The sequence below is a fragment of the Kineosporia sp. NBRC 101677 genome, from assembly GCF_030269265.1.
Classification (GTDB): domain Bacteria; phylum Actinomycetota; class Actinomycetes; order Actinomycetales; family Kineosporiaceae; genus Kineosporia; species Kineosporia rhizophila.
The window spans coordinates 85,412-108,771 of record NZ_BSTA01000001.1 but is presented as its reverse complement, the minus strand read 5'-3'; the positions used below and the strand labels follow the sequence as shown (position 1 = coordinate 108,771).

The window sequence follows — 23,360 nt, the reverse complement described above, 5'->3', positions numbered from 1 at the left end:
GGGGCGGGGTGGCGGATCGACTACGCCATCGCTTCGCCGGGTCTGGCCGCTCTGGTCACTGCGGCTGAAGTTGATCTGGCGCCGTCGTACGCGGAGCGGCGGAGCGACCTGGCAGCGGAGCTTGCCGGTCAGGGGACGAGACTCTGCACGATCACGCACTGGCCGTCGTTGAGGGTCACCTCCGCGAGTGCACCGTTGACCAGGGGCATCTGTGGGGGCTGGTGGCCGGTGTCGAAGTCGAGGACCACGGGGAGGCCGAGGTCGCCCAGGGCCCGCTGGACGGCCTGCTCCTGCGTCAGTTCGGGGGTGTCCGGGGCGCTGGTGCGGCCGATCAGGATGCCGGAGGCGTGGTCGAACCAGCCGGCCAGGCGCAGCGACCAGAGCATCCGGAGCACCGTGACCGGGGCGGAGCCGGAGACCTCCAGGTAGACGATCACGCCCTCGGGAGCGTGACGTCGGGCGAAGCCGGGGACGTCGCCGTAACGCGTGCCCGCCAGCAGAGAGACGGTCTCCAGGCAGCCACCGATGAGTCGGCCGCGCATGGTGAGCCGTGGTCGGCCGTCCAATGGACGCCAGTGGGTGGGGGCTTCGTAGGCTGACGCGCGATCGAGCGGTTCGTCCTTCCAGTCGACCCAGGGGCGCGAGCGCCGGAAAGGCGCCGACTGCTGCTCGAAGGAGGCACCTTCGTCCCGGCCGGCGACCTCGGTCCACCGGGAGAACTGGGTGGGTAGCTCCCACGGTTCGTCCATCAGGTTGGCGCCGTGCAGGGTGGCCAGGCCGGTGAGGACGGTCAGCGGCATGAGCAGGGTGGAGATGTCGGACCAGCCGACGAACCAGGTACGCGATCGGGCGATGGCCTCCCAGTCGATCTGCTCCACCAGTTCGATCGCGAGTTCCCCACCCCAGGGCGGCAGTACGGCTCCGGCGTCGCTGAAGGCAGCGTGCAGGGCCTGAGCTCGTTCGGTGGCCGGGGCCGGGGTGAGCCCGCCGATCCGGGTGTGGTCGTGCAGAGCGACATCGAATCCGCTGCGCTGCAGAGATGCTGCCGCGTCGGCAAGGCGGCCCAGCAACGGGCCGGGAACACCCATGGAGGGAGCGGGAACCTCGATCCGGTCGCCGGCTCGCAGGGGCTTGGGATACAGCACATCGACCATGAGGCGAAGGTAGTACGGCCGGATCAGTCGTCGTCCCGCCGCACCACGCTGCCCACCGACTTCACCGCGCCCACGGCAGTGCGTGCGGCCACCAGGCCGGCGGCGCCCAGCACGGCACCCGCCACCACCGAAACGCGGTCTGCGGCGCGGGGGCTGACCACGGGGGTGTAGGGGACGGGCTGGACCGGGACGGCGGTGCGGACGCCGGCGGCGGCCGGGTTGGTCGAGGCGGCGGGGCGCGCGGAGGTGGCCAGGCCGGCGCGGGCGCGTTCCACAGTGACCGTGTGCTCGGGCAGGGCGACGGTGTCGGCCAGATGGCCACGGTCGATGGCCTGGGTGGCGCCCCAGGCGGCGGCGACCAGGGTGAGGCGGCAGACCAGGTTGAGCCAGACCAGCAGGATCAGGGCGACCCCGGCGGTGGCCAGGAACTTGTTGTTGGAGGCGCCGTTGAGCAGCACGCCGGACAGCAGCTTCAGGATGCCCAGGCCGATGCCGCCGAACAGGGCCGCGTCCCACAGGTCGTGGTTGGGCAGCTGAACACCGGACAGCAGGCGGAACAGCAGCATGAAGATCAGGATGTCGACGCCGAGGACGAGCAGGGTGCCGGCGCAGCCGAGGACCACCCGGCCCAGGCTCGAGCCCTCGTCCACGCCGATCCAGCCCAGGATCACGCCGGTGGAGGCGCTGACGAAGATGCCGGAGACCGCCGAGAGCAGCATCACCAGGCCGATACTCACCAGCACGCCCAGGTCGCGGGCCTTGGCCAGGGCGAAGTTGGCCTCCTGGGTGGGCCGGCCGAACATCGCCCGGATGCCCTCGCGCATCGCGTCCAGCCAGCCCAGGCCGGTGAACAGGAAACCGACCAGACCGATGATGCCGGCGATGGTGAGCTGGTCGCCGCCGGTCAGCGTGTCGATCGAGACGATGCCCCCGGTCTCACCGATCGGGCTGATCACCACCGTGCCCACGCCGTCGTTGACCGCCTCGATCACGCGTTTCTGCATCGCCCGGTCGTCGCCCACGACCAGGCCGAACACGGTGAAGCCGACGGCCAGGGCCGGGAAGATCGAGAAGAACGCCGCGTACGCCATGCCCCCGGCCAGCACCCCGCCCCGGGCCTTGCCGTAGCGCTGCCAGGCGCGCCAGGCGACGGTGCGCTGGGCGCGGGCCAGCAGACGGGCCGGGGACTTGGACGCTGTCGTCTCGCTCACGGGGCATAGTGTCCAGCAAACCCGGCGATGTGCGCGATCAGCCCCCGGCGGCGCGGAACCCGAAGCGCCGGCGCAGCTGCCAGACCCCGTCGCCGTCGTGCTCGTAGAAGTTCAGCCCGGTGGCCTCGAACTCGGCCTGGTAGCCCAGGAGCTCGGCCTCCGCCCGGTCCATCGCGGCGTCGTCCAGGTGGTGGGCGACCGTGACGTGCGGGTGGTAGTCGAACTCGAGGGTGCGCTTGAGCGGGCCGGTGCGCAGCAGACGCTGCAGGTCGGCGCAGTGCTCGGCGCCCTCGGCGAGCTTGACGAACACCACCGGCGAGATCGGCCGGAACGACCCGGTGCCGGCCAGGGCGATCCGGAACGGGGCGGTGACGGCGGCGACCGCGGCCAGGTGGTCCTGGATCGCCTGGTCCTCGTCCTCCGGCACCGGGGTGGGCGGAAGCAGGGTGATGTGCGGCGGGATCTCGGCGGCGAGCGGGTCGCCGAAGGCGGCCCGGCGCTGCCGCAGGAACTCGCCGTGCGGCTGGGGGATGTCCAGGACCACGCCGATGGTGACGATGTCGTCGGCCTGTTCCGGGGCGGGCCGCAGCACCGCCATGCTCATGGTCGGCGGTGCTTCCCGGGGGGTGGGCATGCCGGTCAACGCTTCGGAGGCAGGAACCCGACCCGGTCGTAGACCTCGGCGAGCACCCGCGCGGTCGTCTCCTGGGCCCTCGCCGCCCCGTCGGCGAGGATGTCGTCGAGCGTGCCCGGGTCGGCGAGCAGCGCGTTGGCCTTCTCGGCGACCGGACCGGCGAACTCCTCGTACGCCGCGGCGACCTCCTTCTTCAGGTCGCCGTAGCCGGCCCCGGCGAACTTCTGCTCCAGCGTCTCGACCGGGGCCTTGGTGAGCACCGAGAGGATGGTGAGCAGGTTGGAGACGCCGGGCTTGTTCTCCGGGTCGAAGACGATGTCGCGACCGGTGTCGGTGACCGCCGAACGGATCTTCTTGGCCGACACCTTCGGGTCGTCGAGCAGCCACAGGCACCCCGGACCGCCGACGCTGCCGCTCATCTTCTTGTCGGGGTGCTGCAGGTCGAGGATCTTCGCGGTGGCCTTCACGATGTGCGCCTCGGGCACCCGGAAGGTCTTGCCGAAGCGCTTGTTGAACCGCTGCGCCAGGTCGCGGGTGAGCTCCAGGTGCTGCCGCTGGTCCTCGCCGACCGGGACCAGGGCGGGCCGGTAGAGCAGGATGTCGGCCGCCTGCAGGATCGGGTAGGTGAACAGCCCGACGGTGGCACCCTCGGTGCCGTCCTTCTGCGACTTGTCCTTGAACTGGGTCATCCGGCCGGCCTCGCCGAACCCGGTCAGGCACTCCAGCACCCAGGACAGGCGCGGGTGCTCGGGGACGTGGCTCTGCGCGAACAGCACCGACTTCGCCGGGTCGATGCCCGCGGCCAGGTACTGCGCGATGTAGCGGTGCGAGCGCGTGCGCAGGGCCTTCGGGTCGTGCCCCATCGTGATGGTGTGCAGGTCGGCGATGAAGAAGTAGGCCTCGAACTGCTCCTGCAGCTCGACCCAGTTGGCCAGCGCGCCGATGTAGTTCCCCAGGTGCAGGGAATCGGAGGTCGGCTGCATTCCGGACAGCAGCCGGGGCCGCGCGCTACCACTCTCAGGCATGCCCATCATTCTGGCACCTTCTCGCCGCCGGGCCCGCGTCGGCATCCCCGGGCCGGTCCGGACCGAGTTCGGGAGCGACGCACCGGGAAGCTCCTGAGCAGGCAGATCGGAGCCGAATCACATACGGTCGGCTGGTCACATCCGGTCAGCGTGGGCGAGACAGAGGGCAGGGACGGGGCATGCCGGTCGAACAGGGCGAGGTGCAGATGGTGCAGCTGATCGACGGGCCCGCCCTGGCGGTGGCCCGGATCGAGGCCCCCTTACGCCCGTTCCTGCTGGTGCACGGCGAGTCGTCGGACTCCTCGGTGTGGGGTCAGGTGGCGGAACGGCTGGTCGAGTCCGGCCACGAGATCGCCGCCGTCGACCTGCGCGGGCACGGCCGCTCGGCCTCGCCCGGGTCCGGCTACGACACCGACACCTGCGCCGACGACCTGGCCACGCTGCTCGACCAGCTCGGCTACACCGGCGCCCGCTCGCCGATCGTGGCCGGGCACGGGTGGGGCGCCAACGTGGCGCTGTCGCTGGCCGCCCGGCGCGACGGGCTGACCGGCCTGTGCTGCATCGACGGCGGCTGGACCCGCCCGGCCTGGCGCTACCCCTCGTTCGAGCGCTTCTGGAACACCGAGAACCCCGACACCCCGATGGACGACTCGGACGCGGCGGTCGCGTCCGACCCGATCGTCACCCGGCGCCGGGAGGTGGCCCGCTCGATCTTCCTTGGCGAGCCCCGGGCCTGGTACCCGCTGATCGGTGTGCCGACGGTGCTCTGCCCGGTGGTGCCGCCGGACGGTGTGTCCGACCCGGAGGGGGGCGGCACGGCCACCCGGACCGGCATCGCCGAGGCCCTCGGCGGACTGGCCCGGGCCCGGGTGAGCTGGTACTACGGCGACGGCGCACGGGTGCTGACCACCGAGCCGGGCCGGATCGCCGACGACCTCCTCGCTCTGGCCGCCGACGCGGAACCGGACGCGGGCTGACCAGGTGCCCACCCGCGTCTTCAGGCTCTGAAACGACTCTGGAATGACGCAGAGTGACCAGTTGTGCGGGAAGCTGTTGCCGGTCGGGTGACATCAGCCCGAACATCAGGCGGGATCGGCCCTTTCGGACGGAACCGGTCAGGCGTCCCGGTATGGTGACGCGCATGACGGCCTGGACCGCTGAAACTTCGGCAAACGAGCAGCCCCTGACCGCAGTTCCGGCGGTGACCGCGATGCGGAACTCGATCCGGGACTACGACTGGGGTTCCACCTCGGCGCTCGCCCTGCTGCAGAGCCGTACGCCCAGCGGTGGGCCGGAGGCCGAGCTGTGGATGGGCACGCACCCGTCGGCGCCGTCGGTGCTGGTGCTGCCCGACGGTCGTGAGCTGCCGCTGCCTGAGGCGATCGAGCGCTTCGGCGAGCAGGTGCTGGGCAGCGAGACGCTGGAGCGCTTCGGCCCGCGGCTGCCCTACCTGTTCAAGATCCTGGCGATTGCGCGGCCGCTGTCGGTGCAGGTCCACCCGACCTCCGAGCGCGCCCGCGAGAAGTACACGACGGGTCCGGAGTCGCCGTACGTCGACCCGTTCCACAAGCCGGAGATGCTCTACGCGCTGGAGCCGATCGAGGCGCTGTACGGCTTCCGCCCGCCGGCCCAGGTGGCGATGCTGCTCGGCCGGCTGCGCTCGCCGCGGCTGGAGCCGCTGATCGCCGCCCTGGACGAGAGCGGCCAGGACGAGGCGGCCCGGCTCCGGGCCGGCCTGGAACTGCTGATCACCTGGCCGGTGGAGGACCGGGCGGCGCTGGTCGCCGAGGTGGCGGCGGGCAGCAGCCGGCTCACCGCCGAGGGCAGCCCCGACTACCCCGAGGTGTTCGGCTGGCTCGACCGGCTGATCGGCCTGCACCCGGCCGACCCGATGGTGCTCGCGCCGCTGCTGCTCGACCTGGTCCGGATGACTCCGGGGCAGACCGTGTTCGTGGACGCCGGGGTGCCGCACGCCTACCTCAGCGGTCTCGGCGTGGAGATCATGGCCGGTTCCGACAACGTCCTGCGCTGCGGCCTGACCAGCAAGGAGATCAACGTCGGGGAGCTGCTCGACGTGGTCGAGACGCAGCCGCTGGCCTCCGGTGACAGCAACCTGACCCCGCTGGCCGACGAGGAGCTGGCCTGGCGTCCCCCGGTGGAGGACTTCCAGCTCAGCCGGGTGGTGGTGAGCGATCAGAGCCGCGGTACCGACGCCTCGGTCGGTGGCCCGCAGATCGTGCTCTGCACCAAGGGCTCGGTCACGGTGACCGCCGACGGCGTCTCGGTGACGCTGGAGAGTGGGCACTCGGCCTTCGTCACGGCCACCGCGGGTCCGCTGACCCTGAGCGGTGAGGGCGAGGTCTTCCGCGCCGCTCCCGGGCTACGTCGCTGACGGAAGCCAGGTCTCCAGCGAACCGGTGAACGCACCGATCCGCACCGACACCGGGATGGACGAGCGGTCCAGGTAGCGCACGCCGCTACGGGCGCAGAACAGGATGCGCCAGGCCGTCTCGTCCGGCTCGGGGGAGAGGCTCTCGAGCAGTTCCAGGTGCCAGTTCACGTAGTACCGCGAGCTCTCACCGGCCCACACCGGGGTGGTTGCGCACCGGCACTGCAGATCACGTTCGTCCCGCCGCCGGCGCCAGGCGCCGTAGCGGCGGGTCATCGACTGCGCGAACGAGTGCCGCTGGAAACGGGCGGCCTCGAGCGCCTGGACGGCCACGTCGTAGCCGTGGGTCTTCAGTAGCTCGACGGTCTTGCGGCGTGGATCGTCGCCCACGCCGTTCTCGCCGGCTTCAAGCAGTTTCTGGGCGCCCTGAGCATCGCCGCCGACCGCCCGGGCCGCGGCCAGCACGGCCAGGACAGCAGGCCCGGTCTGCTCGGTGACCATGGCCGCAGCCCGCGCCGCGGCGTGCAGATCGTGCGGCGCCGCACTCACCGCGAAGGCCGCCCAGTCCTGGCTGCGGGCCTTCATCTGCACCAGCACCTGCTCGGTGCCGGCCAGGTTCTCGTCGTGTCCCGAGACCAGCGCGATGCAACCGCGCACCAGGTCCACCTCACCCGCGCGGGCGTTCTGCGCCATCATCCGCCGCCCCAGGAACTTGGCCGCGGCCTGCGGGTCGCCGGCCAGGAGCGAGCTGAGCATGCCCAGCTCGGCGTCCACCGGCTCGTCGATACTGAGCAGGCTCTGCGCCTCGTGGTACAGACCGAGGCCGATGAGGCGGGCGACCGCCTCGTGGCGGGCCTGCTCGGGCAGGCTGGGTCTCGGTCTCACGCCACCACTGATCGGTCGGCGACGGCGGCTCATGAGCAGGCTGCTGCGGTTCGCTCTTTCGGCGGTGGGCCGGACGGGTACCGGCCCGGAAACTCAGAAGAGCGTGGCGGGTTCGGTCGGCTCCGGCTCCGGCAACGGTTCCAGACCGGGGACGAGGGTGCGCACCTCTTCGTGGAAGCGCCGGGCCAGCGTGGGGGCGTCGTTGTTGTCGGGCGTGTGCAGGAAGAAGGTGGGGGAGCGCCCCTCGCGCAGCCATCCGGCCACGATCTCGACCCAGGGCTGCCAGCCGGCCACGGTCGCGCGCTCGTCGTCACGGCCGAGATAGCGAACGGTAGGCCGCTCGGTCAGTGCGACCGAGCGGCGGGGCAGGCGGGGCTTGCGTTCCCAGGCCTCGCGTTCCGCATCACTGGTGGGCGGCTCGGCGAAGAACACGGTGGTGTCGAACGAGATCCATTCGGCGCCCACGGTGGCGCAGACCTGCTCCAGGCGCCGGGCCTCGGCCGGATCGTCGAAGAACCGCGGGTGCCGCACCTCGACCGCGCAACGGTGCTGCTGCGGAAGGCTTTTCAGCAGTCTCTCGAGTGAGGGCAGGTCGGCCGGGGCGAACGAGCCCGGGAGCTGCACCCAGAGCGGGTCCAGGCGGGGCCCCAGGGGTTCGATCACGTGGAGGAAGGTTCGCAGGTCGGCGCCGTTGAGCTGGCGGCCGTGGGTGACGGTGCGCGGCAGCTTGGCGGCGAAGCGGAAGTGCTCGGGGGTCTGTGACGCCCACGACTCGACGGTGGCCCGGCTCGGGGTGGCATAGAACGTGGTGTTGCCCTCGACGGCATTGCACCAGCCCGCGTAGTGGCGCAGCCGTTCCTGCGCGTCGGCGGTGCGGGGGGCGACCCGTCCGACCCAGGCCTTGTGCGTCCACATCGCGCACCCGACGTGCAGTCTCACGGACCTCAGTACCCGTGCCGGGAACGCCGCTGCCGGTTGCGCATCCGGCGGGTACGCCGGCTGTTCGCCAGAACCGGCCGTAGGCCGAAAGCCGCTACCGCCAGCAGGAGCAGGCTGATCGCGGCCACCGGCCAGAACTTCAGCACCGGGTTCTGCGGGTCGGCGGTGGCCGTGGCCGGCAGGGCGGCACCGGCCAGAGCATCGACTGAGGACGGCTGAGGAGACGGGGGTGCCTCGGCGGCGGACAGGCTGTTGTTCTGTTCGGTCACCTCGGGAACGTCCGGGCCGGTCATCGCGGTCAGCTCACCGGGCTTGACCAGAGTGCCCACCGGCCGGGCCTTCTGCCCGTACTTGAAGGCCCACTCCAGCAGTTCGCCGGTGGGGGTGAAGACCGCACCCTCGGCCCGCATCACCACAGCGATGTACGAGTGCCCCTTGTACGTGGCACTGGCCACGTTGGAGGCCAGGGCCTTGCTGGTGTAGCCGTTCTTGATGCCGGTGACGCCCGGGAGGTAGCCGAGCAGCCGGTTGTGGTTCTGGGTCTGGTAACGCTTGCGCTTGGCGCCCAGCGACTTTCCCTGCGCCGGGAACGCGTAGGCGGGGGTGACCATGATCTTGGCCAGTTGCTCGTCGTCGAGCGCGGCCGAACCGGCCAGCGCCAGGTCGTAGGCGCTGCTCACCTGGCCCTTGGCGTCGAGGCCGCTGGTGTTGCGGATCACCGTGTCGAACGCGCCCAGCTCCACCGCCTTGGCCCGCATCAGGCCGACCGCGGCGGAATTGCCGCCGACCAGTTCGCCGAGGGCGTGGGCGGTGTCGTTGCCGCTGCTCATCAGCAGACCGTGCAGCAGGTCGTCGACCGTGTAACGGGAGCCCGCGACGATGCCCACCCGGGTGCCGTCGATGTTCGCGTCCTCGAAGGTGCCGGTGTAGACCTGCTCGCGGTCGAGCTCGGGGGCCAGAGCCAGCGAGGTGAACACCTTGAGGGTGGAGGCCGGGGCGAGCGGCACGTGCACGTTGCGGGCGGCGACGATCTCGCGGGTGTCCAGGTCGGCGACGAGCCAGGAGGTGGCCTTGGGCGCGGGCGGGGCGGGCACGCCGGCGGGCAGGTCGGTGAGGGTCTTCGTGCTGATCAGGTCTTCGCCGCCGACCCAGGAGACGGCCTTGGGCGGCACGAACTTCTTCTTCGGCGCGGGGGCGGCCTCGGCCGGAAGGCCGGTGCCCAGAGTCAGACCGGTGACCACGGCCACGGCGCCGAGGAACCGGAACGCGCGCCGGGAACGGTAGGAACTGGACATCGTGAGACCGAGCGTACCTGGGGAATCCGGCCGACGACGGTTGAACCTGAATGCTGCAGGGACCAGACGGTCAGGTGTGACGGCCGGATTCCCGCCGTCACACCTGACCTGTCCGAGCTCAGCCGTCCTGGGGCATCCGCACCGCCACGGTGTAGGCGCCGTAGCCCTCTACCGCCACCACGCGGACCCGGAACTGGGCGAGGTTGTCGCCGACGGCGGTGTACGACAACCGCTCGGTCGAGCCCGCGCCGCGGGAGGCGGCGACCACCACGTAGTCGCGGACCGTGGAGTCCCAGTAAAGGAGTTCGATGTCGTAGTTGGTGCCGGCCGCACCGTCCAGGCAGACCTCGTACACGCCCTCGGCCGGCATCAGGTAGTTCCAGGGGTAGAACTCGCGTACCTCAGGCGTGCTGACGGGGTTGGCCGAGGGGCGGAAGTTGCCGGTCGCCGGGTGCGGGTAGCTGGAGCAGGCCTCGGCCGCGTCGGACGCGCCGGCCGCTGAGGCACCGGCGGCGCCGGTGGCCAGCGCCACCGGCACCAGCAGGGCGGACGAGGCGAGCAGGGAGAGCTTGCGCCGGAGATTCATCGGCAGACCCTTTCGTGAAGCCATGCTTGACCGTTCAAGCTTCACAACTGGGCCCGGCCGGTACGCCAAGTGGCGGATAAGTCCGTTCTAAATGCTTTTGCACAGAAATCCGGGCTAGGAAGCCACCTCGACCCCGGCGCCGAGCACGCTGCGGTAGTGCCCGAGCAGCTCGTCGCCGAGCATTTCCCAGGTGTTGCGCTGCACCCCTACCCGGCCGGCCGCGCCCATCCAGCGGCGCTGTTCCGGGTCGTCGGCCAGGGTCTGCACGCAGTGGCGCAGGTCGTCGTCGTCCTCCGGGCGGTACAGCAGGCCGTTGGTGCCCGGGGTGACCAGGTCGAGCGGTCCGCCGGCGGCCGGGGCGACCACCGGCACGCCGCTGGCCATCGCCTCCTGCAGGGTCTGCCCGAAGGTCTCGGAGGTGCCGGTGTGCACGAAAAGGTCCAGCGCGGCGAAGGTGTCGGCCAGACCGTCACCGTCCTGCCAGCCGAGGAACGTGGCGTTCTTCAGAGTGCGCTCGAGCACCTTGCGGTGCGGCCCGTCGCCGGCGACGACCAGGCGCACGTTGGGCAGGCCGGCCAGCGCGACCAGCCGGTCGACCCGCTTCTCGGTGGCCAGCCGGCCGACGTAGCCGACCAGCACCTCGCCGTTCGGGGCGAGCCGGGCCCGCAGCGCCTGCACGTCCGGGGTCTCGCGACGGTCGGGATGGAAGCGCTCGCTGTCGACCCCGCGCTGCCAGAGGGCGAGCCGCGGCACCGCGTGCTCGCGCAGTTCCTCCAGGGCCGAGCTGGACGGGGCGAGTGTCAGATCCGCCTGGGAGTGGATCCGGCGTACCCAGCGCCAGGCCGTGCTGGCCAGCGCGCCCATGTGGTGGCGCTGGGCGAAGGCCGGGACGTCGGTCTGGAACACGGCCACCGTCGGTACGCCCAGCTGTCCGGCCGCGGTCACTCCGACGGCGCCCAGGACGAAGGGGGAAGCGAGGTGGACGATGTCCGGCCGGAACCCGGAGAGCGTGCGCAGGACCTTGGAGCTGGGCATGCCGACCGGGAACTGGCGGTAGCTGAACGAGGGCACGCCGACCACCCGGAACCCGGCGAAGCTCTCGGGAGCCGGGCCGGGGCAGATGACGACGGCCTCGTGGCCGCGCCGGGCCAGGTGCTCCAGCACCCGGCAGACGCTGTTCGTCACGCCGTTGCCGGTGGGCAGGAACGACTCGGCGACGATCGCGACCCGCAGCCGCCCCGCTCCGGGACCGACTGCGGCAGAAGGAGGCACGACCACGGAGGACGATCCGGCCGAGGGCAACAGGCTCAGCTCGGCCGAGGTCACCACAGACTCTCGCTGCATGAGCGAAAGCTTCGGCCGACGGGGTGATCGGCAGGGAAGCGGACGAGGTGGCCGAGGTGAACAGCTACCGGCGAGGCGTGTTCACCTTCGGGACGAGCGGTCGTCGCGGACCGTCGATCCCCGGGCGCCGGCCGTGACGGCCGGTGGGTGAAGTCGGGCTCATCGGGTGCTGTTCCGCCGAGTTCGTCACAGAGAGGCAGGCCGTGGCCCTACGGTTGGGCGGGTGACTGACCAAGCGCGTGAATCGTCTGCCGCTCTGCCCGGGTTCTATGCCATCGTGCCCGCCGGCGGGGCCGGCACCCGGTTATGGCCGCTCTCCCGCCAGGCCAGGCCCAAGTTCCTGCTGGACCTCACCGGCTCCGGCCGCACCCTGCTGCAGCAGACCTGGGACCGGCTGGTCCCGCTGGCCGGTCCGGGCGGGATCACCGTGGTCACCGGTACCGCCCACGCCGAGGCGGTCACCGGCCAGCTGCCCGGTCTGCAGGCGGCCAACCTGCTCACCGAGCCCACCCCGCGCGACTCCGCAGCGGCCATCTGCCTGGCCACCGCGGTGATCGCGCAGCGCGACCCGGAGGCGGTGATCGGCTCGTTCGCGGCCGACCACGTGATCCGTAACTCCACCGGGTTCGAGGGTGCGGTGGCCGAGGCGGTGGCGGTGGCCCGCGACGGGCGGATCGTCACCCTGGGCATCGAGCCCGACCACGCCTCCACCGCGTTCGGCTACATCCAGGTCGGGGAGTCGCTCGGGCTGGCCGAGGCGCCCTCCGCGTGCAAGGTCGAGTGCTTCGTGGAGAAGCCCGACGCCGACACCGCCACCCGTTACCTCGAGGAGGGCGGGTACCGCTGGAACGCCGGGATGTTCGTGGCCCGGGCCGACGTGCTGCTGGCCGAGCTGGAGCGCAACCGCCCGGAGCTGTACGCCGGGGTGATCCGGATCGCCGAGGCGTGGGACACCCCCGAGCGCGACACGGTGGTCGACCGGCTGTGGCCGCAGCTCGAGAAGGTGGCGATCGACTACGCGATCGCCGAGCCCGCCGCCGCGGCCGGCCGGGTGGCCGTGGTGCCGGCCGCACTGGGCTGGGACGACATCGGCGACTGGGCCTCGCTGGCCGCCCTGCTGCCCGGCGACGCGGCCCTGAAGGTGGTCGGCGACGCCGCGCAGGTGCTCGACGTGGACTCCTCCGGGATCGCGGTGCCGGCCGGTGAGCGGCTGGTGGCGGTGCTCGGGCTGAAGGACGTGGTGGTCATCGACACCCCGTCCGCGGTGCTGGTGACCACCCGGGAGTGGGCCCAGGACGTCAAGAAGGTGGTCGAGACACTGACCGAGCTGGGCCGGCACGATCTCCGCTGACGCATTTAGTAATGCCCGATCGGGTCTGTCGTGAGTCAATTCCTAGGTGATGCGGTAATCGACACCTAGGAGCGGCATGTCGTCACGCGTGGGGCAGCGGGTCCGGAACGACCCGGCTCAGTACGACGACCTCACCGACGAGTGGTGGCCTCCGCACGGAAGGTTCGCGGCGCTGCACTGGCTGGCCCGGGCGCGGGCCGGGCTGATCCCGGCCCCGCCCCGGCCGGGGGCACCGCTGCTCGACGTGGCCTGCGGTGCCGGGTTGCTGCAGCCGCACCTCACCGGGCCGCTGTCCGGGTGGGCCCACGTCGGGGTGGACCTGTCGCGCCCGGCGCTGCACCAGGCCCGCGCCCACGGGGTGGGGGTGGCGGCCGCCGATGCCCTCCGGCTGCCCTTCGCCGACTCGTCGTTCGCCTGCGTGGTGGCCGGCGAGGTGCTCGAGCACCTGCCCGACCTGCCCTCGGCGGTGGCCGAGATCAGCCGGGTGCTGGCCCCGGGCGGCACCCTCGTCGTCGACACCCTCAACGACACCTGGCTGTGCCGGATCGCGATGGTGCGGATCGCCGAGCGACTGCCCGGAGGCCCGCCACCCGGCGTCCACGACCCGAGGCTCCTGGTCTCCCCGGTCGTCCTCAAAGATTTGCTGGCCCGGCACGGCGTGCGGATGCACCCGCCGGTCGGCCTGCGCCCGGACATCGGCCAGTACCTGGCCTGGCTGGCCCGCCGGCGCAGCGACGTGACGATGCGGCCGACCGGGTCGGTGGCGATGGTCTATCAGGCGACCGCAACCAAGGACGCCGCGTGAGCGGCACCCAGGACGGACGTCCTCTGGTCGGTGGTCACCGGGCGATGATCACCGGGCACGGTCAGGCCGTACCGGAACCGGTTGCGCAGAAGGAGATCTGGGAAGACGCCTTCGCCGGGCAGCTGAACGGTGACCGGGTGGCCCGGCAGATCTTCCTGCGGGCCGGCATCACCACCCGGCACGCCGTGGTCGACCCGCGCGAGACCGACGTAAGCGGCTGGAGCACCGGCGACCGGATGCGTCGCTACGTCACCGAGGGCCGCAAGCTGGGCGGGGCGGCGGTGACGGCGGCCCTGGCCGACGCCGGGCGGACAGCGGACGAGATCGGGCTCTTCGTGGTGGTCTCCTGCACCGGCTACGCCACCCCCGGGCTGGACATCAAGATCGCCGAGGACCTGGGGATGGATCCGGGTGTGCGCCGGCTGATCGTTGGCCACATGGGTTGCTACGCAGCGATTCCCGGCCTCAACGCGGCCGCCGACTTCGTGCGCGCCCAGGGCCTGCCCGCGGTGATGCTCTGCGTGGAGCTGACCAGCCTGCACCGTCAGCCCTCGAACGACCCCTCGGACCTGCAGACGGTGGTCTCGCACGCGCTGTTCGCCGACGCCGCGGCCGCCGTGGTGCTCGAGCCCGACGCTCCCGGGCTGGAACTGCTGCACACCACCGCGGCCACCGTGCCCGGCACGGAAGAGCTGATGACGTGGGACGTAACTGCCCACGGGTTCCGGATGGGGCTCTCGCCCAAGGTGCCGGACGTGCTGGCCGGGCAGGTCGAGGAGGCCACCGCCGAGCTGATCACGCCGTTCGGTTACTCGGTGGGCGACGTGGCCGGCTGGGCGGTGCACCCGGGTGGCCGCCGGATCGTGGAGGTGGTCGCCGAACGGCTCAAGCTCAGCGACGACCAGGCCGCCGCCAGCCGGGAGATCCTCGACCGGTACGGGAACTGCTCTTCGGCGACGGTTCTGATGGTGCTCGCCCGGATCCGCGAGCAACGCCGGCTGCAGGCCGGGGAGCCGGTGGTGGCCATGGCTTTCGGGCCCGGGCTGACCCTGTGCAGTGCACTTCTGCGAACGGCTCGTTAAATAGTTGCCGTACTCCGTCCGGGTGCAAGAAATCACACCGTGCAGGTCTATGCTCGCGGGATCGTGAACATTCCCGAAGTCGCTCCCCTGGTAGCGGCGTATGCCGAAGAGCTCATCGACGTGCGCCGGGACATCCACACGCATCCGGAGCTCGGTTTCCAGGAGATGCGAACCACCGGGCTGGTGTTCGACCGGCTCGCCAAGGCCGGGCTCGACCCGCAACGGCTCCCGGGTGGCACCGGGCTGTGGTGCGACATCGGTGGCCCGGGTCGCACGGTCGCCCTGCGCGCCGACCTCGACGCATTGCCGATGAAAGATGCCTGTGGACGTCCGTGGGCCTCGGTGAACGAGGGTGCCACTCACGCCTGTGGTCACGACGTGCACACCACGGCTGCGCTGGGCGCCGCGCTCGCGCTGGCCGACCTGCACGAGCGCCGGCCGCTGCCCGGCCGGGTACGCATGGTGTTCCAGCCGGCCGAGGAGAAGATGCCCGGCGGAGCGCTGAAGGTGCTCGGCGACGGGATCTTCGACGAGGTCACCCGGGCCTACGCACTGCACTGCGACCCGCACACCGACGTGGGCTTCGTCGGCTCCCGGGTGGGCCCGATCACCGCGGCCGCCGACCACATCAGCGTCCAGCTGACCGGGCAGGGCGGGCACACCTCACGCCCGCACCTCACCCAGGACGTGGTGTTCGCCCTGGCCGAGGTGGTCCGCGGCGTGCCGGCGGCGCTGTCGCGGCGGCTCGACCCGCGCGCCGGCGCCTCGATGGTCTGGGGCCGGATCAGCGCGGGCGTGGCGATGAACGCGATCCCCAGCAGCGGCGAGGTGGCGGGCACGTTCCGCTGCCTCGACAGTGCGGTCTGGACGGTGGCCGGCTCGATCATCACCGACACGATCCAGCAGGTGGTGCAGCCCTACGGGGTCAAGGCCGAGGTCAGCTACCAGCGCGGGGTGCCGCCCACGGTGAACGACGCCGAGGCGGTGGCCATCGCCGAGGCCGCGGTGAAGGCCGAGCTCGGCGAGGACGCACTGGTCCTCACCCCGCAGAGCCTGGGTGGGGAGGACTTCGCCTGGATCCTCGAGAAGGTGCCCGGCGCGATGGTCCGGCTCGGCACCCGGGTGCCCGGCGGGCCCACCTACGACCTGCACCGGCCCGACTTCGACGTGGACGAGCGGGCGATCGGGGTGGGGGCCACGTTCCTCGCCGGCGCTGCGGTGCGGGACCTGTTCTCGGTCTGATCGTGCTCTACCTATGAACGAAGTGTCGCTCTTGGGCAGTTTGTTCACGTGTAGCACCGACTGACCGATTCCGGCCCGCGGCCGTCATCCTTTCGGCCGCGCGGGTCAATGACGATCAGATTTCCGTGGTCACGATCCGGCCACCGAACGGTGCTCGGTCGTAAAACCGCTCTGATGAGGGGCTATGGTCGCCGTGACACCGGCCCGACAGGGCCGGGACCGGCGCAGTTGTCCTGGCAGTCATGTCCCGGCAACTCCCGGTTCGACCCAGTAGTGATCCCATGAAGGAGGCACCTGTGCGCCGGGTGACCAAACTGGTCGCGGTGGCAGCGGCCGCGACTTTCGCCCTCGCCGCCTGCGGTGACAGCGACTCTGACACCGACACCGACGCGGGTGGTGGCGGCGGCGCCACGTCCGACGTCAAGGTGGGTCTGGCCTACGACGTGGGTGGCCGGGGTGACCAGTCCTTCAACGACTCGGCCGCGACGGGCCTGGACAAGGCCAAGGACGAGTTCGGTGTCGAGGTCAAGGAGCTCGAGGCCACCAACGGTGAGACCGACGCGGCCCGCGAGGAGCGCCTGCGCCTGCTCGCCGACGGTGGGTTCAACCCGGTGATCGGTGTCGGCTTCGCCTACGCCACCTCGATGGCCAAGGTCGCCGAGGAGTTCCCGGACACCCAGTTCGCGATCATCGACGACGAGACCCTGAAGGACGTCCCGAACGTCACCTCGCTGGTCTTCGCCGAGGAGCAGGGCTCCTACCTGGTCGGCGCGATCGCCGCCGAGGCCTCGAAGAAGGGCAACGTCGGCTTCGTCGGCGGCGTGAACACCCCGCTGCTGCAGAAGTTCGAGGCCGGTTTCAAGCAGGGCGCCGCGGCCGTGAACAAGGACATCGAGGTCCAGGTCAAGTACCTGAGCCAGCCGCCGGACTTCAGCGGTTTCGCCGCGCCCGACAAGGGTGAGACCACGGCCCAGGGCATGCTCGACGCCGGTGCGGACGTCATCTACGCGGCTGCCGGTGGTTCCGGTGGCGGTGTGTTCAAGGCGGTCAAGGCCGCCGGCGAGGGCAACTGGGCCATCGGGGTCGACTCCGACCAGTACCTCACCGCCGAGGCCGACGTGAAGGACGTCATCCTCACGTCGATGCTCAAGCGGGTCGACACCGCGGTCTACGACTTCGTGAAGTCCTCGGTCGACGGCAGCGTGCTCACCGGCGTGCAGCGGTTCGACCTCTCGGACGAGGGCGTGGCCTACTCGGTGTCCAACGAGGCCGCGATCGAGCCGTTCACCGCCAAGGCGGACGAGCTCAAGGAGCAGATCATCAGCGGCGACGTCAAGGTCTCGGCCAAGCCGTAACCTCTGCCCTGGTACTAACCTGGCCGCCGTTCCACCCGTCCGACGGGTGGAACGGCGGTCCGGTGTCTCAACTGGAAACGGAAGTCCAGCAGTGGGTGAAGAAGGTGTGCCGTTGAAGCCCGAGTCGCAGTCCGGCGGTGTCCCCGCGGTCGAACTCACGGGGATCACCAAGCGGTTCCCCGGGGTGGTCGCCAACCGCGACGTGAACCTGCGGGTCATGCCCGGCACGGTGCACGCGGTGGTCGGTGAGAACGGCGCCGGCAAGTCCACGCTGATGAAGACCCTGTACGGCATGCACAAGCCGGACGAGGGCACGATCGCGCTGAACGGCGAGCAGGTCGTCCTGCACAGCCCGTCCGACGCGATCGCCCGCGGCGTGGGCATGGTGCACCAGCACTTCATGCTGGCCGACAACCTCACCGTGCTGGAGAACATCGTCCTCGGTGCCGAGCCCAAGCGCTGGGGCGGCTTCGGCCTGAACCGCGCGGCCGCCCGGGCGAAGATCCGCGAGATCGGTGAGCAGTACGGCCTCCAGGTCGACCCGGACGTGCTGGTCGAGCGCCTCGGCGTGGGCGACCGGCAGCGGGTCGAGATCATCAAGGTGCTCTACCGCGGGGCCCGCGTGCTGGTGCTCGACGAGCCCACCGCCGTGCTGGTGCCGCAGGAGGTCGAGGCGCTCTTCGAGGCCCTGCAGGTGCTCAAGGGCCAGGGCCTGTCGATCATCTTCATCTCGCACAAGCTCGACGAGGTGCGTTCGGTCGCCGACGACATCACCGTCATCCGGCGCGGCACCACGGTGGCCACCGCCGACCCGAAGACGGTCAGCTCCCGGCAGCTCGCCGAGCTGATGGTCGGCAGCGAACTTCCCTCTCCGCAGACCAGCGAGTCCACGGTCACCGACCGCGCGGTGCTGGAGATGAAGAACGTCGAGCTCCTGGACGAGGGGCGCCACCTCCTGCGCGACGTGACCCTCACGATCCACGCCGGCGAGGTCCTGGGTCTGGCCGGGGTCGAGGGCAACGGGCAGGCCGAGCTGGTCGAGTCGATCATGGGCATGCGCACCGTCGACGGCGGCACGATCACCCTGGCCGCCGAGGACATCACCCGCTGGCCCACCCGGCGCCGCCGCGAGGCCGGGATCGGCTACATCCCCGAGGACCGGCACCGGCACGGACTGATCCTGGAGGCCCCGCTCTGGGAGAACCGGATCCTGGGCCACCAGACCCGCCACCCCAACACCAGCGGACCGCTGGTCAACCGGTCCGGAGCGCGAGCCGACACCGAACGGATCGTCGGCGAGTACGACGTCCGTACGCCCTCGATCGACGTCCTGGCCTCCTCGCTGTCCGGCGGCAACCAGCAGAAGCTGATCGTCGGGCGCGAGATGAGCGGCAACCCCAAGCTGCTGATCGCGGCGCACCCCACCCGCGGCGTCGACGTCGGTGCCCAGGCCGCGATCTGGGACCTGCTGCGCAACGCCCGGGCCGAGGGTCTGGCGGTGCTGCTGATCAGTGCCGACCTGGACGAGCTGATCGGCCTGTCCGACAGCCTCACGGTGATCCTGCGCGGAGAACTGGTCGCCCAGGTCGACCCCTCGACCGTCACCCCCGAACAACTCGGCTCCGCCATGACGGGTGCCGGTGAGGCCGCGTGAACACCTTGAACGCCGACACCGCCCGCCGGATCGGGCTGTCCCTGGCCGCCCCGGTGCTGGCCATCGCCCTCTCGGTGGTGATCACCTCGATCGTGCTGGCCTCGGCGGGCAACGACCCGGTCGAGACCTTCACCCAGATGATCGAGTACGCGCAGCAGCCGCGGACCACCACGCTGATCATCAACGCGGCGGTCACCTACTACTTCGCCGCGCTCGCCGTCGCCTTCGGCTTCCGGATGAACCTGTTCAACATCGGGGTCGACGGCCAGTACCGGCTGGCCGCCCTGCTGGCCGCCTCGGTCGGTGGCGCGGTCAACCTGCCGCCGGTGCTCCACGTCGGGCTGATCCTGCTGGTCGCCGTGCTGGTGGGTGGTCTGTGGGCGGCCGTCGCCGGTCTGCTCAAGGTGTACCGCGGGATCAGCGAGGTGATCACCACGATCATGCTGAACTCGATCACCACCGCGCTGATCGCCTACCTGCTCACCGGCGACAAGCTGGCCGAGGTGGTGGAGGGCTCGAACAACATCGGCACCCCGCCGATCCCGGCCAGCGGCCAGGTGCCCGGCATCAGCCTCGTGCCGGACTCCAAGCTGCAGGTCTACGGCCTGATCGTGCTGGCCGCGGTGGTCGGCTTCCTCTACTGGTTCGTGATCGAGCGCAGCCGCTTCGGTTTCGACCTGCGCGCCACCGGCCGCAACGAGGAGGCCGCGGTCGCCAGCGGGGTCAACGTCAAGCGCATGGTGCTGATCAGCATGGCGATCTCGGGCGGCATCGCCGGTCTGGTCGGCATGCCCCAGCTGCTCGGCGCCTCGTACACCTACTCGCTCGACTTCCCGGCCGGCATCGGCTTCACCGGGATCGCGATCGCCCTGCTGGGGCGCAACACCGCGATCGGCGTGGCGATCGGCGCCCTGCTGTTCGGCTTCCTCGACACCTCCTCGCAGATCCTCGACCTGGAGGGCGTGCCGAAGGAGATCGTGCTGATCACCCAGGGCGTGATCGTGCTGTCCGTGGTCATCGCCTACGAGCTGGTGCGGCGCTACCGGATCGTCGCGCAGCAGCGTGAGGTCGGGCGCCGGCTGAGTGAACCGTCCTCTGAGGGCACCGGCAACAAGCCGCAGGGAGCGCAGGCATGAGCACCACGCTGGAAGAAGCTTCGGTGGAGAAGAAGGCCCCGCTGCTGGGGCTGAGCAAGCCCTGGCGGATGGCCCTGTACGCGTTCGCGGGCCTGGTCGTGCTGAGCCTGATCCGGGTGATCACCGGCGCGGACGACCTCACGTCGGCGGGCACGATCAACGCGGCCGTGATGCTGGCGGTGCCGATCGGCCTGGCCGGTCTGGGCGGGCTGTGGTCCGAGCGGGCCGGCGTGGTCAACATCGGTCTCGAGGGCATGATGATCCTCGGCTCCTTCGGGGCCGGCTGGATCGGCTGGCAGCACGGGGCCTGGGCCGGGGTGCTGATGGCGATCGCCTTCGGTGTGCTCGGCGGTCTGGTGCACGCGCTGGCCACCGTCACCTTCGGGGTCGACCACGTGGTCTCCGGTGTGGCGATCAACATCCTGGGGCTGGGCGCCACCCAGTACCTGGCCGGTGAACTGCTGGCCGACTCGCCCGGCGGCGGCGAGTCGCAGTCCCCGCCGAACTCCGGGCTGCCCAAGCCCTCGGTGCCCGGTCTGTCCGGCCTGCTGGAACCGGTCGAGGAACACCACTGGTTCCTGATCTCCGACATCGCCGGCATCCTGCGGGGCCTGCTCACCAACGTCTCGCTGCTGACCATCGTCGCGGTGCTGCTGGTGCTGGCCACGTACCTGATCCTCTGGCAGACCCCGTTCGGCCTGCGGCTGCGCTCGGTCGGCGAGGACCCGCACGCCGCCGAGTCGCTGGGCGTGAAGGTGCGGCTGTACAAGTACTACGCGGTCGCGATCTCCGGCGGCCTGGCCGGCCTGGCCGGTGGCTTCCTGGCGATCGTGGCCTCGAACCTCTACCGCGAGGGTCAGACCGGTGGCCGGGGCTACATCGGCCTGGCCGCGATGATCTTCGGCAACTGGCGTCCGGGTGGCCTGATGATGGGCGCCGGGCTGTTCGGCTACACCGACGCGATGCAGCTGCGTAACGCCGCCGCCGTGCACGCCCTGCTGCTGGTGGTCTTCGCCCTGCTGGTCGTGGTCACCGCGCTGAACATCTACCGGCGCCGGTGGATCACCGCCGGGGTCGGCGTGGTCTTCGCCGTGCTGTCGTTGCTGTGGTACCTCAGCTCCGACGAGCTCCCGGGCCCGATCACCGCGATGACGCCGTACGTCACCACCCTGCTGGTGCTGGCGCTGGCGGCCCAGCACCTACGTCCGCCCAAGGCCTCAGGCGAGGTCTACCGGCCGGAAGGAAAGTAAGTCATGGCATCACCGGAGCAGCAGGCTGCCGCCGAGGCGGACCCGGACCTGTACCCCGGCCGGGTGGCGGGCGACGCGGGCCCCGAGCAGATCGACTGGGCAGCGCTGCGCGCGGCCGCCCGGATGGTCATGCAGAAGGCCTACGCGCCCTACTCCGGCTTCCCGGTGGGCGCAGCGGCGCTGACCGACGACGGCCGGATCGTGACCGGCTGCAACGTCGAGAACGCCTCCTACGGGGTGGGGCTGTGCGCCGAGTGCGGCCTGGTCTCGTCGCTGAACGCCAGTGGGGGAGGGCGCCTGATCGCCTTCACCTGCGTGGGGCCGGACGGCGAGAACCTGATGCCCTGCGGGCGCTGCCGTCAGCTGCTGTACGAATTCGGCGGTCCGGAGCTGCTGGTCGAGACCAGCCACGGCATCGTGCCCTTCACCCAGGTGCTGCCGGACGCCTTCGGCCCGGCCGACCTGTCGCGGGCGACGGGGCCGACCCACCGCTGAGACCCGGATGCCGCACCGGTTGTGCAGTTGAGTCAACCGGGGGCCCGGCGTGTCGTGTTTCCCGGGTGGGCGGGGGTGGCGGTGGCGGTCACTACAGCAAGAGACGCCGAACCGGATTCGCAGCCGGCAGAAGAGCCGAACGGGTCCGTAACCGCCGTCACCCGGGCACCTTCGTTAACCTCACGGCATGACCGAACCCTTCGCCGCAGTCGACGTCATCCGGGCCAAACGCGATCGTGACCGCCTGAGCGACGAGCAGATCGACTGGGTGGTCGACGCGTACACCCGGGGCGTGGTGGCCGACGAGCAGATGTCCGCGCTGCTGATGGCGATCCTGCTGAACGGCATGAGCAGCGCCGAGATCGCCCGCTGGACGGCCGCGATGATCGCCTCCGGTGAGCGCCTCGACTTCTCCGGCCTCTCCCGCCCGACCACCGACAAGCACTCCACCGGCGGGGTGGGCGACAAGATCACCCTGCCGCTGACCCCGCTCGTGGCCGCCTGCGGCGCTGCCGTGCCGCAGCTGTCCGGGCGCGGGCTCGGACATACCGGGGGCACGCTGGACAAGCTGGAGTCGATCCCGGGCTGGCGGGCGAAGCTGAGCAACGCCGAGATGACCCGGCAGCTGGAAGAAGTCGGCGGGGTGATCTGCGCGGCCGGTGAGGGGCTGGCCCCGGCCGACCGCAAGATGTACGCGCTGCGCGACGTCACCGGCACGGTCGAGGCGGTGCCGCTGATCGCCTCCTCGATCATGAGCAAGAAGATCGCCGAGGGCACCGGGGCGCTGGTGCTCGACGTGAAGGTGGGCTCCGGCGCGTTCATGAAGACCGAGGAGCAGGCCCGGGTGCTGGCCCAGACCATGGTCCGGCTCGGGGCCGACGCCGGGGTGAACACGGTGGCCCTGCTCACCGACATGTCCACGCCGCTCGGCCTGACCGCGGGCAACGCCCTCGAGGTGCGCGAGTCGCTGGAGGTGCTGGCCGGTGGGGGCCCGCCCGACGTGGTCGAGCTGACGATCAGCCTGGCCCAGGAGATGCTGGAGACGGCCGGCGTGTCGGCCGATCCCGAGCGGGTGCTGAAAGACGGCCGGGCGATGGATGCCTGGAACCAGATGATCGCGGCCCAGGGCGGCGACCCGTCCGCGGAGCTGCCCACGGCCAAGCACACGCATCAGGTGCTGGCCCCGGCCGACGGCGTGCTGGTGAGCCTGGACGCGATGGCGGTGGGCATGAGCGCCTGGCGTCTGGGAGCCGGTCGTTCGCGGAAGGAAGACCCCGTACAGGCCGGTGCGGGCGTCGAGATCCACGCCAAGCCCGGTGGTGAGGTGCGCGCCGGTGAGCCGCTTTTCACGCTGCACACCGACACGCCCGAGCGTTTCGAGCAGGCCGAGGCGGCGCTCGAGGGCGGCTACCAGATCGCCCCGCAGGGTTCCCGGCCGGACCACCGGCCGCTGATCATCGACCGCATCACGGTCTGAGAAGCCAGGCACCACAGGACGTCCGCCGAACCGCACAAGGGGCGGCGGGCG

21 protein-coding genes and 1 pseudogene are annotated in these 23,360 nt (G+C 71.0%); 13 read left to right on the top strand and 9 right to left on the bottom strand.

The genetic code is table 11. The features are described 5' to 3' along the window. Nucleotides 1-3: 3 nt before the first annotated feature. A pseudogene (locus QSK18_RS35810) lies at nucleotides 4-117 on the top strand (exodeoxyribonuclease III); the annotation flags it as partial. Nucleotides 118-128: 11 nt separating this feature from the next. Here the strand turns inward: QSK18_RS35810 and QSK18_RS00490 are convergent. Genes QSK18_RS00490 through trpS form a run of 4 tightly spaced genes read right to left on the bottom strand, consistent with a single transcriptional unit; the run spans nucleotide 129 to nucleotide 4,024 of the window. Next, the gene (locus QSK18_RS00490; RefSeq protein ID WP_285616263.1) at nucleotides 129-1,154 is read right to left on the bottom strand and encodes a S66 family peptidase; all 1,026 of its coding nucleotides are present in this window, start codon (nucleotides 1,152-1,154) and stop codon (nucleotides 129-131) included. Between the two features lie 23 nt (nucleotides 1,155-1,177). After that, nucleotides 1,178-2,365, bottom strand: coding sequence for a YihY/virulence factor BrkB family protein (locus tag QSK18_RS00485; RefSeq protein WP_285616262.1), 1,188 nt, complete (start codon nucleotides 2,363-2,365; stop codon nucleotides 1,178-1,180). Between the two features lie 37 nt (nucleotides 2,366-2,402). Further along, nucleotides 2,403-2,999 (bottom strand): 2'-5' RNA ligase family protein, encoded by a 597-nt coding sequence (locus tag QSK18_RS00480; protein ID WP_232811374.1) that lies wholly within the window; start codon nucleotides 2,997-2,999, stop codon nucleotides 2,403-2,405. Nucleotides 3,000-3,004: 5 nt separating this feature from the next. Then, nucleotides 3,005-4,024 (bottom strand): tryptophan--tRNA ligase, encoded by a 1,020-nt coding sequence (trpS, locus tag QSK18_RS00475; RefSeq protein WP_232811375.1) that lies wholly within the window; start codon nucleotides 4,022-4,024, stop codon nucleotides 3,005-3,007. 179 nt (nucleotides 4,025-4,203) lie between these two features. On the opposite strand from trpS, the gene QSK18_RS00470 reads away from it, so the two are divergent. Further along, entirely contained in the window at nucleotides 4,204-5,001 is a 798-nt protein-coding gene (locus QSK18_RS00470; RefSeq protein WP_232811376.1) for an alpha/beta fold hydrolase, read from the top strand. Between the two features lie 164 nt (nucleotides 5,002-5,165). Further along, nucleotides 5,166-6,416, top strand: coding sequence for a mannose-6-phosphate isomerase, class I (manA, locus tag QSK18_RS00465; RefSeq protein WP_285616261.1), 1,251 nt, complete (start codon nucleotides 5,166-5,168; stop codon nucleotides 6,414-6,416). Here the strand turns inward: manA and QSK18_RS00460 are convergent. The 5 genes from QSK18_RS00460 to QSK18_RS00440 form a co-directional block, all read right to left on the bottom strand. Then, on the bottom strand, nucleotides 6,405-7,298 hold the full coding sequence (locus QSK18_RS00460) for a hypothetical protein (protein WP_285616260.1): 894 nt from the start codon (nucleotides 7,296-7,298) through the stop codon (nucleotides 6,405-6,407). The two genes, manA and QSK18_RS00460, sit on opposite strands and share 12 nt — an antisense overlap. A gap of 93 nt (nucleotides 7,299-7,391) precedes the next feature. Continuing rightward, entirely contained in the window at nucleotides 7,392-8,237 is an 846-nt protein-coding gene (locus QSK18_RS00455) for a DUF72 domain-containing protein (protein WP_285616259.1), read from the bottom strand. A 5-nt stretch (nucleotides 8,238-8,242) separates the two neighbouring features. Next, on the bottom strand, nucleotides 8,243-9,532 hold the full coding sequence (locus tag QSK18_RS00450) for a D-alanyl-D-alanine carboxypeptidase family protein (protein ID WP_285616258.1): 1,290 nt from the start codon (nucleotides 9,530-9,532) through the stop codon (nucleotides 8,243-8,245). Between the two features lie 118 nt (nucleotides 9,533-9,650). Beyond that, entirely contained in the window at nucleotides 9,651-10,118 is a 468-nt protein-coding gene (locus QSK18_RS00445; protein ID WP_232811381.1) for a hypothetical protein, read from the bottom strand. 114 nt (nucleotides 10,119-10,232) lie between these two features. Then, on the bottom strand, nucleotides 10,233-11,462 hold the full coding sequence (locus tag QSK18_RS00440) for a glycosyltransferase family 4 protein (protein WP_232811382.1): 1,230 nt from the start codon (nucleotides 11,460-11,462) through the stop codon (nucleotides 10,233-10,235). 223 nt (nucleotides 11,463-11,685) lie between these two features. Between QSK18_RS00440 and QSK18_RS00435 the strand changes: the two genes are divergently transcribed. The 10 genes from QSK18_RS00435 (at nucleotide 11,686) to QSK18_RS00390 (ending at nucleotide 23,309) form a co-directional block, all read left to right on the top strand. Continuing rightward, the gene (locus QSK18_RS00435) at nucleotides 11,686-12,813 is read left to right on the top strand and encodes a mannose-1-phosphate guanylyltransferase (protein WP_232811383.1); all 1,128 of its coding nucleotides are present in this window, start codon (nucleotides 11,686-11,688) and stop codon (nucleotides 12,811-12,813) included. 76 nt (nucleotides 12,814-12,889) lie between these two features. Then, complete coding sequence (locus QSK18_RS00430) at nucleotides 12,890-13,618, top strand: methyltransferase domain-containing protein (RefSeq protein ID WP_285616257.1); 729 nt, start codon at nucleotides 12,890-12,892, stop codon at nucleotides 13,616-13,618. Continuing rightward, on the top strand, nucleotides 13,615-14,700 hold the full coding sequence (locus tag QSK18_RS00425; RefSeq protein ID WP_232811385.1) for a type III polyketide synthase: 1,086 nt from the start codon (nucleotides 13,615-13,617) through the stop codon (nucleotides 14,698-14,700). The genes QSK18_RS00430 and QSK18_RS00425 overlap by 4 nt, the downstream gene beginning before the upstream one ends. 63 nt (nucleotides 14,701-14,763) lie before the next feature. Further along, complete coding sequence (locus QSK18_RS00420) at nucleotides 14,764-15,942, top strand: amidohydrolase (protein ID WP_232811386.1); 1,179 nt, start codon at nucleotides 14,764-14,766, stop codon at nucleotides 15,940-15,942. Nucleotides 15,943-16,223: 281 nt separating this feature from the next. Then, the gene (locus QSK18_RS00415; protein WP_232811387.1) at nucleotides 16,224-17,297 is read left to right on the top strand and encodes a BMP family lipoprotein; all 1,074 of its coding nucleotides are present in this window, start codon (nucleotides 16,224-16,226) and stop codon (nucleotides 17,295-17,297) included. Between the two features lie 91 nt (nucleotides 17,298-17,388). After that, nucleotides 17,389-18,951 (top strand): ABC transporter ATP-binding protein, encoded by a 1,563-nt coding sequence (locus QSK18_RS00410; RefSeq protein ID WP_408623264.1) that lies wholly within the window; start codon nucleotides 17,389-17,391, stop codon nucleotides 18,949-18,951. Further along, nucleotides 18,948-20,087 (top strand): ABC transporter permease, encoded by a 1,140-nt coding sequence (locus tag QSK18_RS00405; protein WP_232811389.1) that lies wholly within the window; start codon nucleotides 18,948-18,950, stop codon nucleotides 20,085-20,087. Before QSK18_RS00410 ends, QSK18_RS00405 begins: the two co-directional genes overlap by 4 nt. Then, a complete protein-coding gene (locus QSK18_RS00400; protein WP_232811390.1) occupies nucleotides 20,084-21,337 on the top strand; it encodes an ABC transporter permease in 1,254 nt (417 codons plus the stop codon). Before QSK18_RS00405 ends, QSK18_RS00400 begins: the two co-directional genes overlap by 4 nt. 123 nt (nucleotides 21,338-21,460) lie before the next feature. Further along, nucleotides 21,461-21,832, top strand: coding sequence for a cytidine deaminase (locus QSK18_RS00395; RefSeq protein ID WP_408623291.1), 372 nt, complete (start codon nucleotides 21,461-21,463; stop codon nucleotides 21,830-21,832). 187 nt (nucleotides 21,833-22,019) lie between these two features. After that, nucleotides 22,020-23,309 carry a thymidine phosphorylase gene (locus QSK18_RS00390; RefSeq protein ID WP_232811392.1) on the top strand — a complete coding sequence of 430 codons (1,290 nt, stop codon included), beginning with the start codon at nucleotides 22,020-22,022 and terminating at the stop codon, nucleotides 23,307-23,309. Nucleotides 23,310-23,360: the final 51 nt, after the last annotated feature.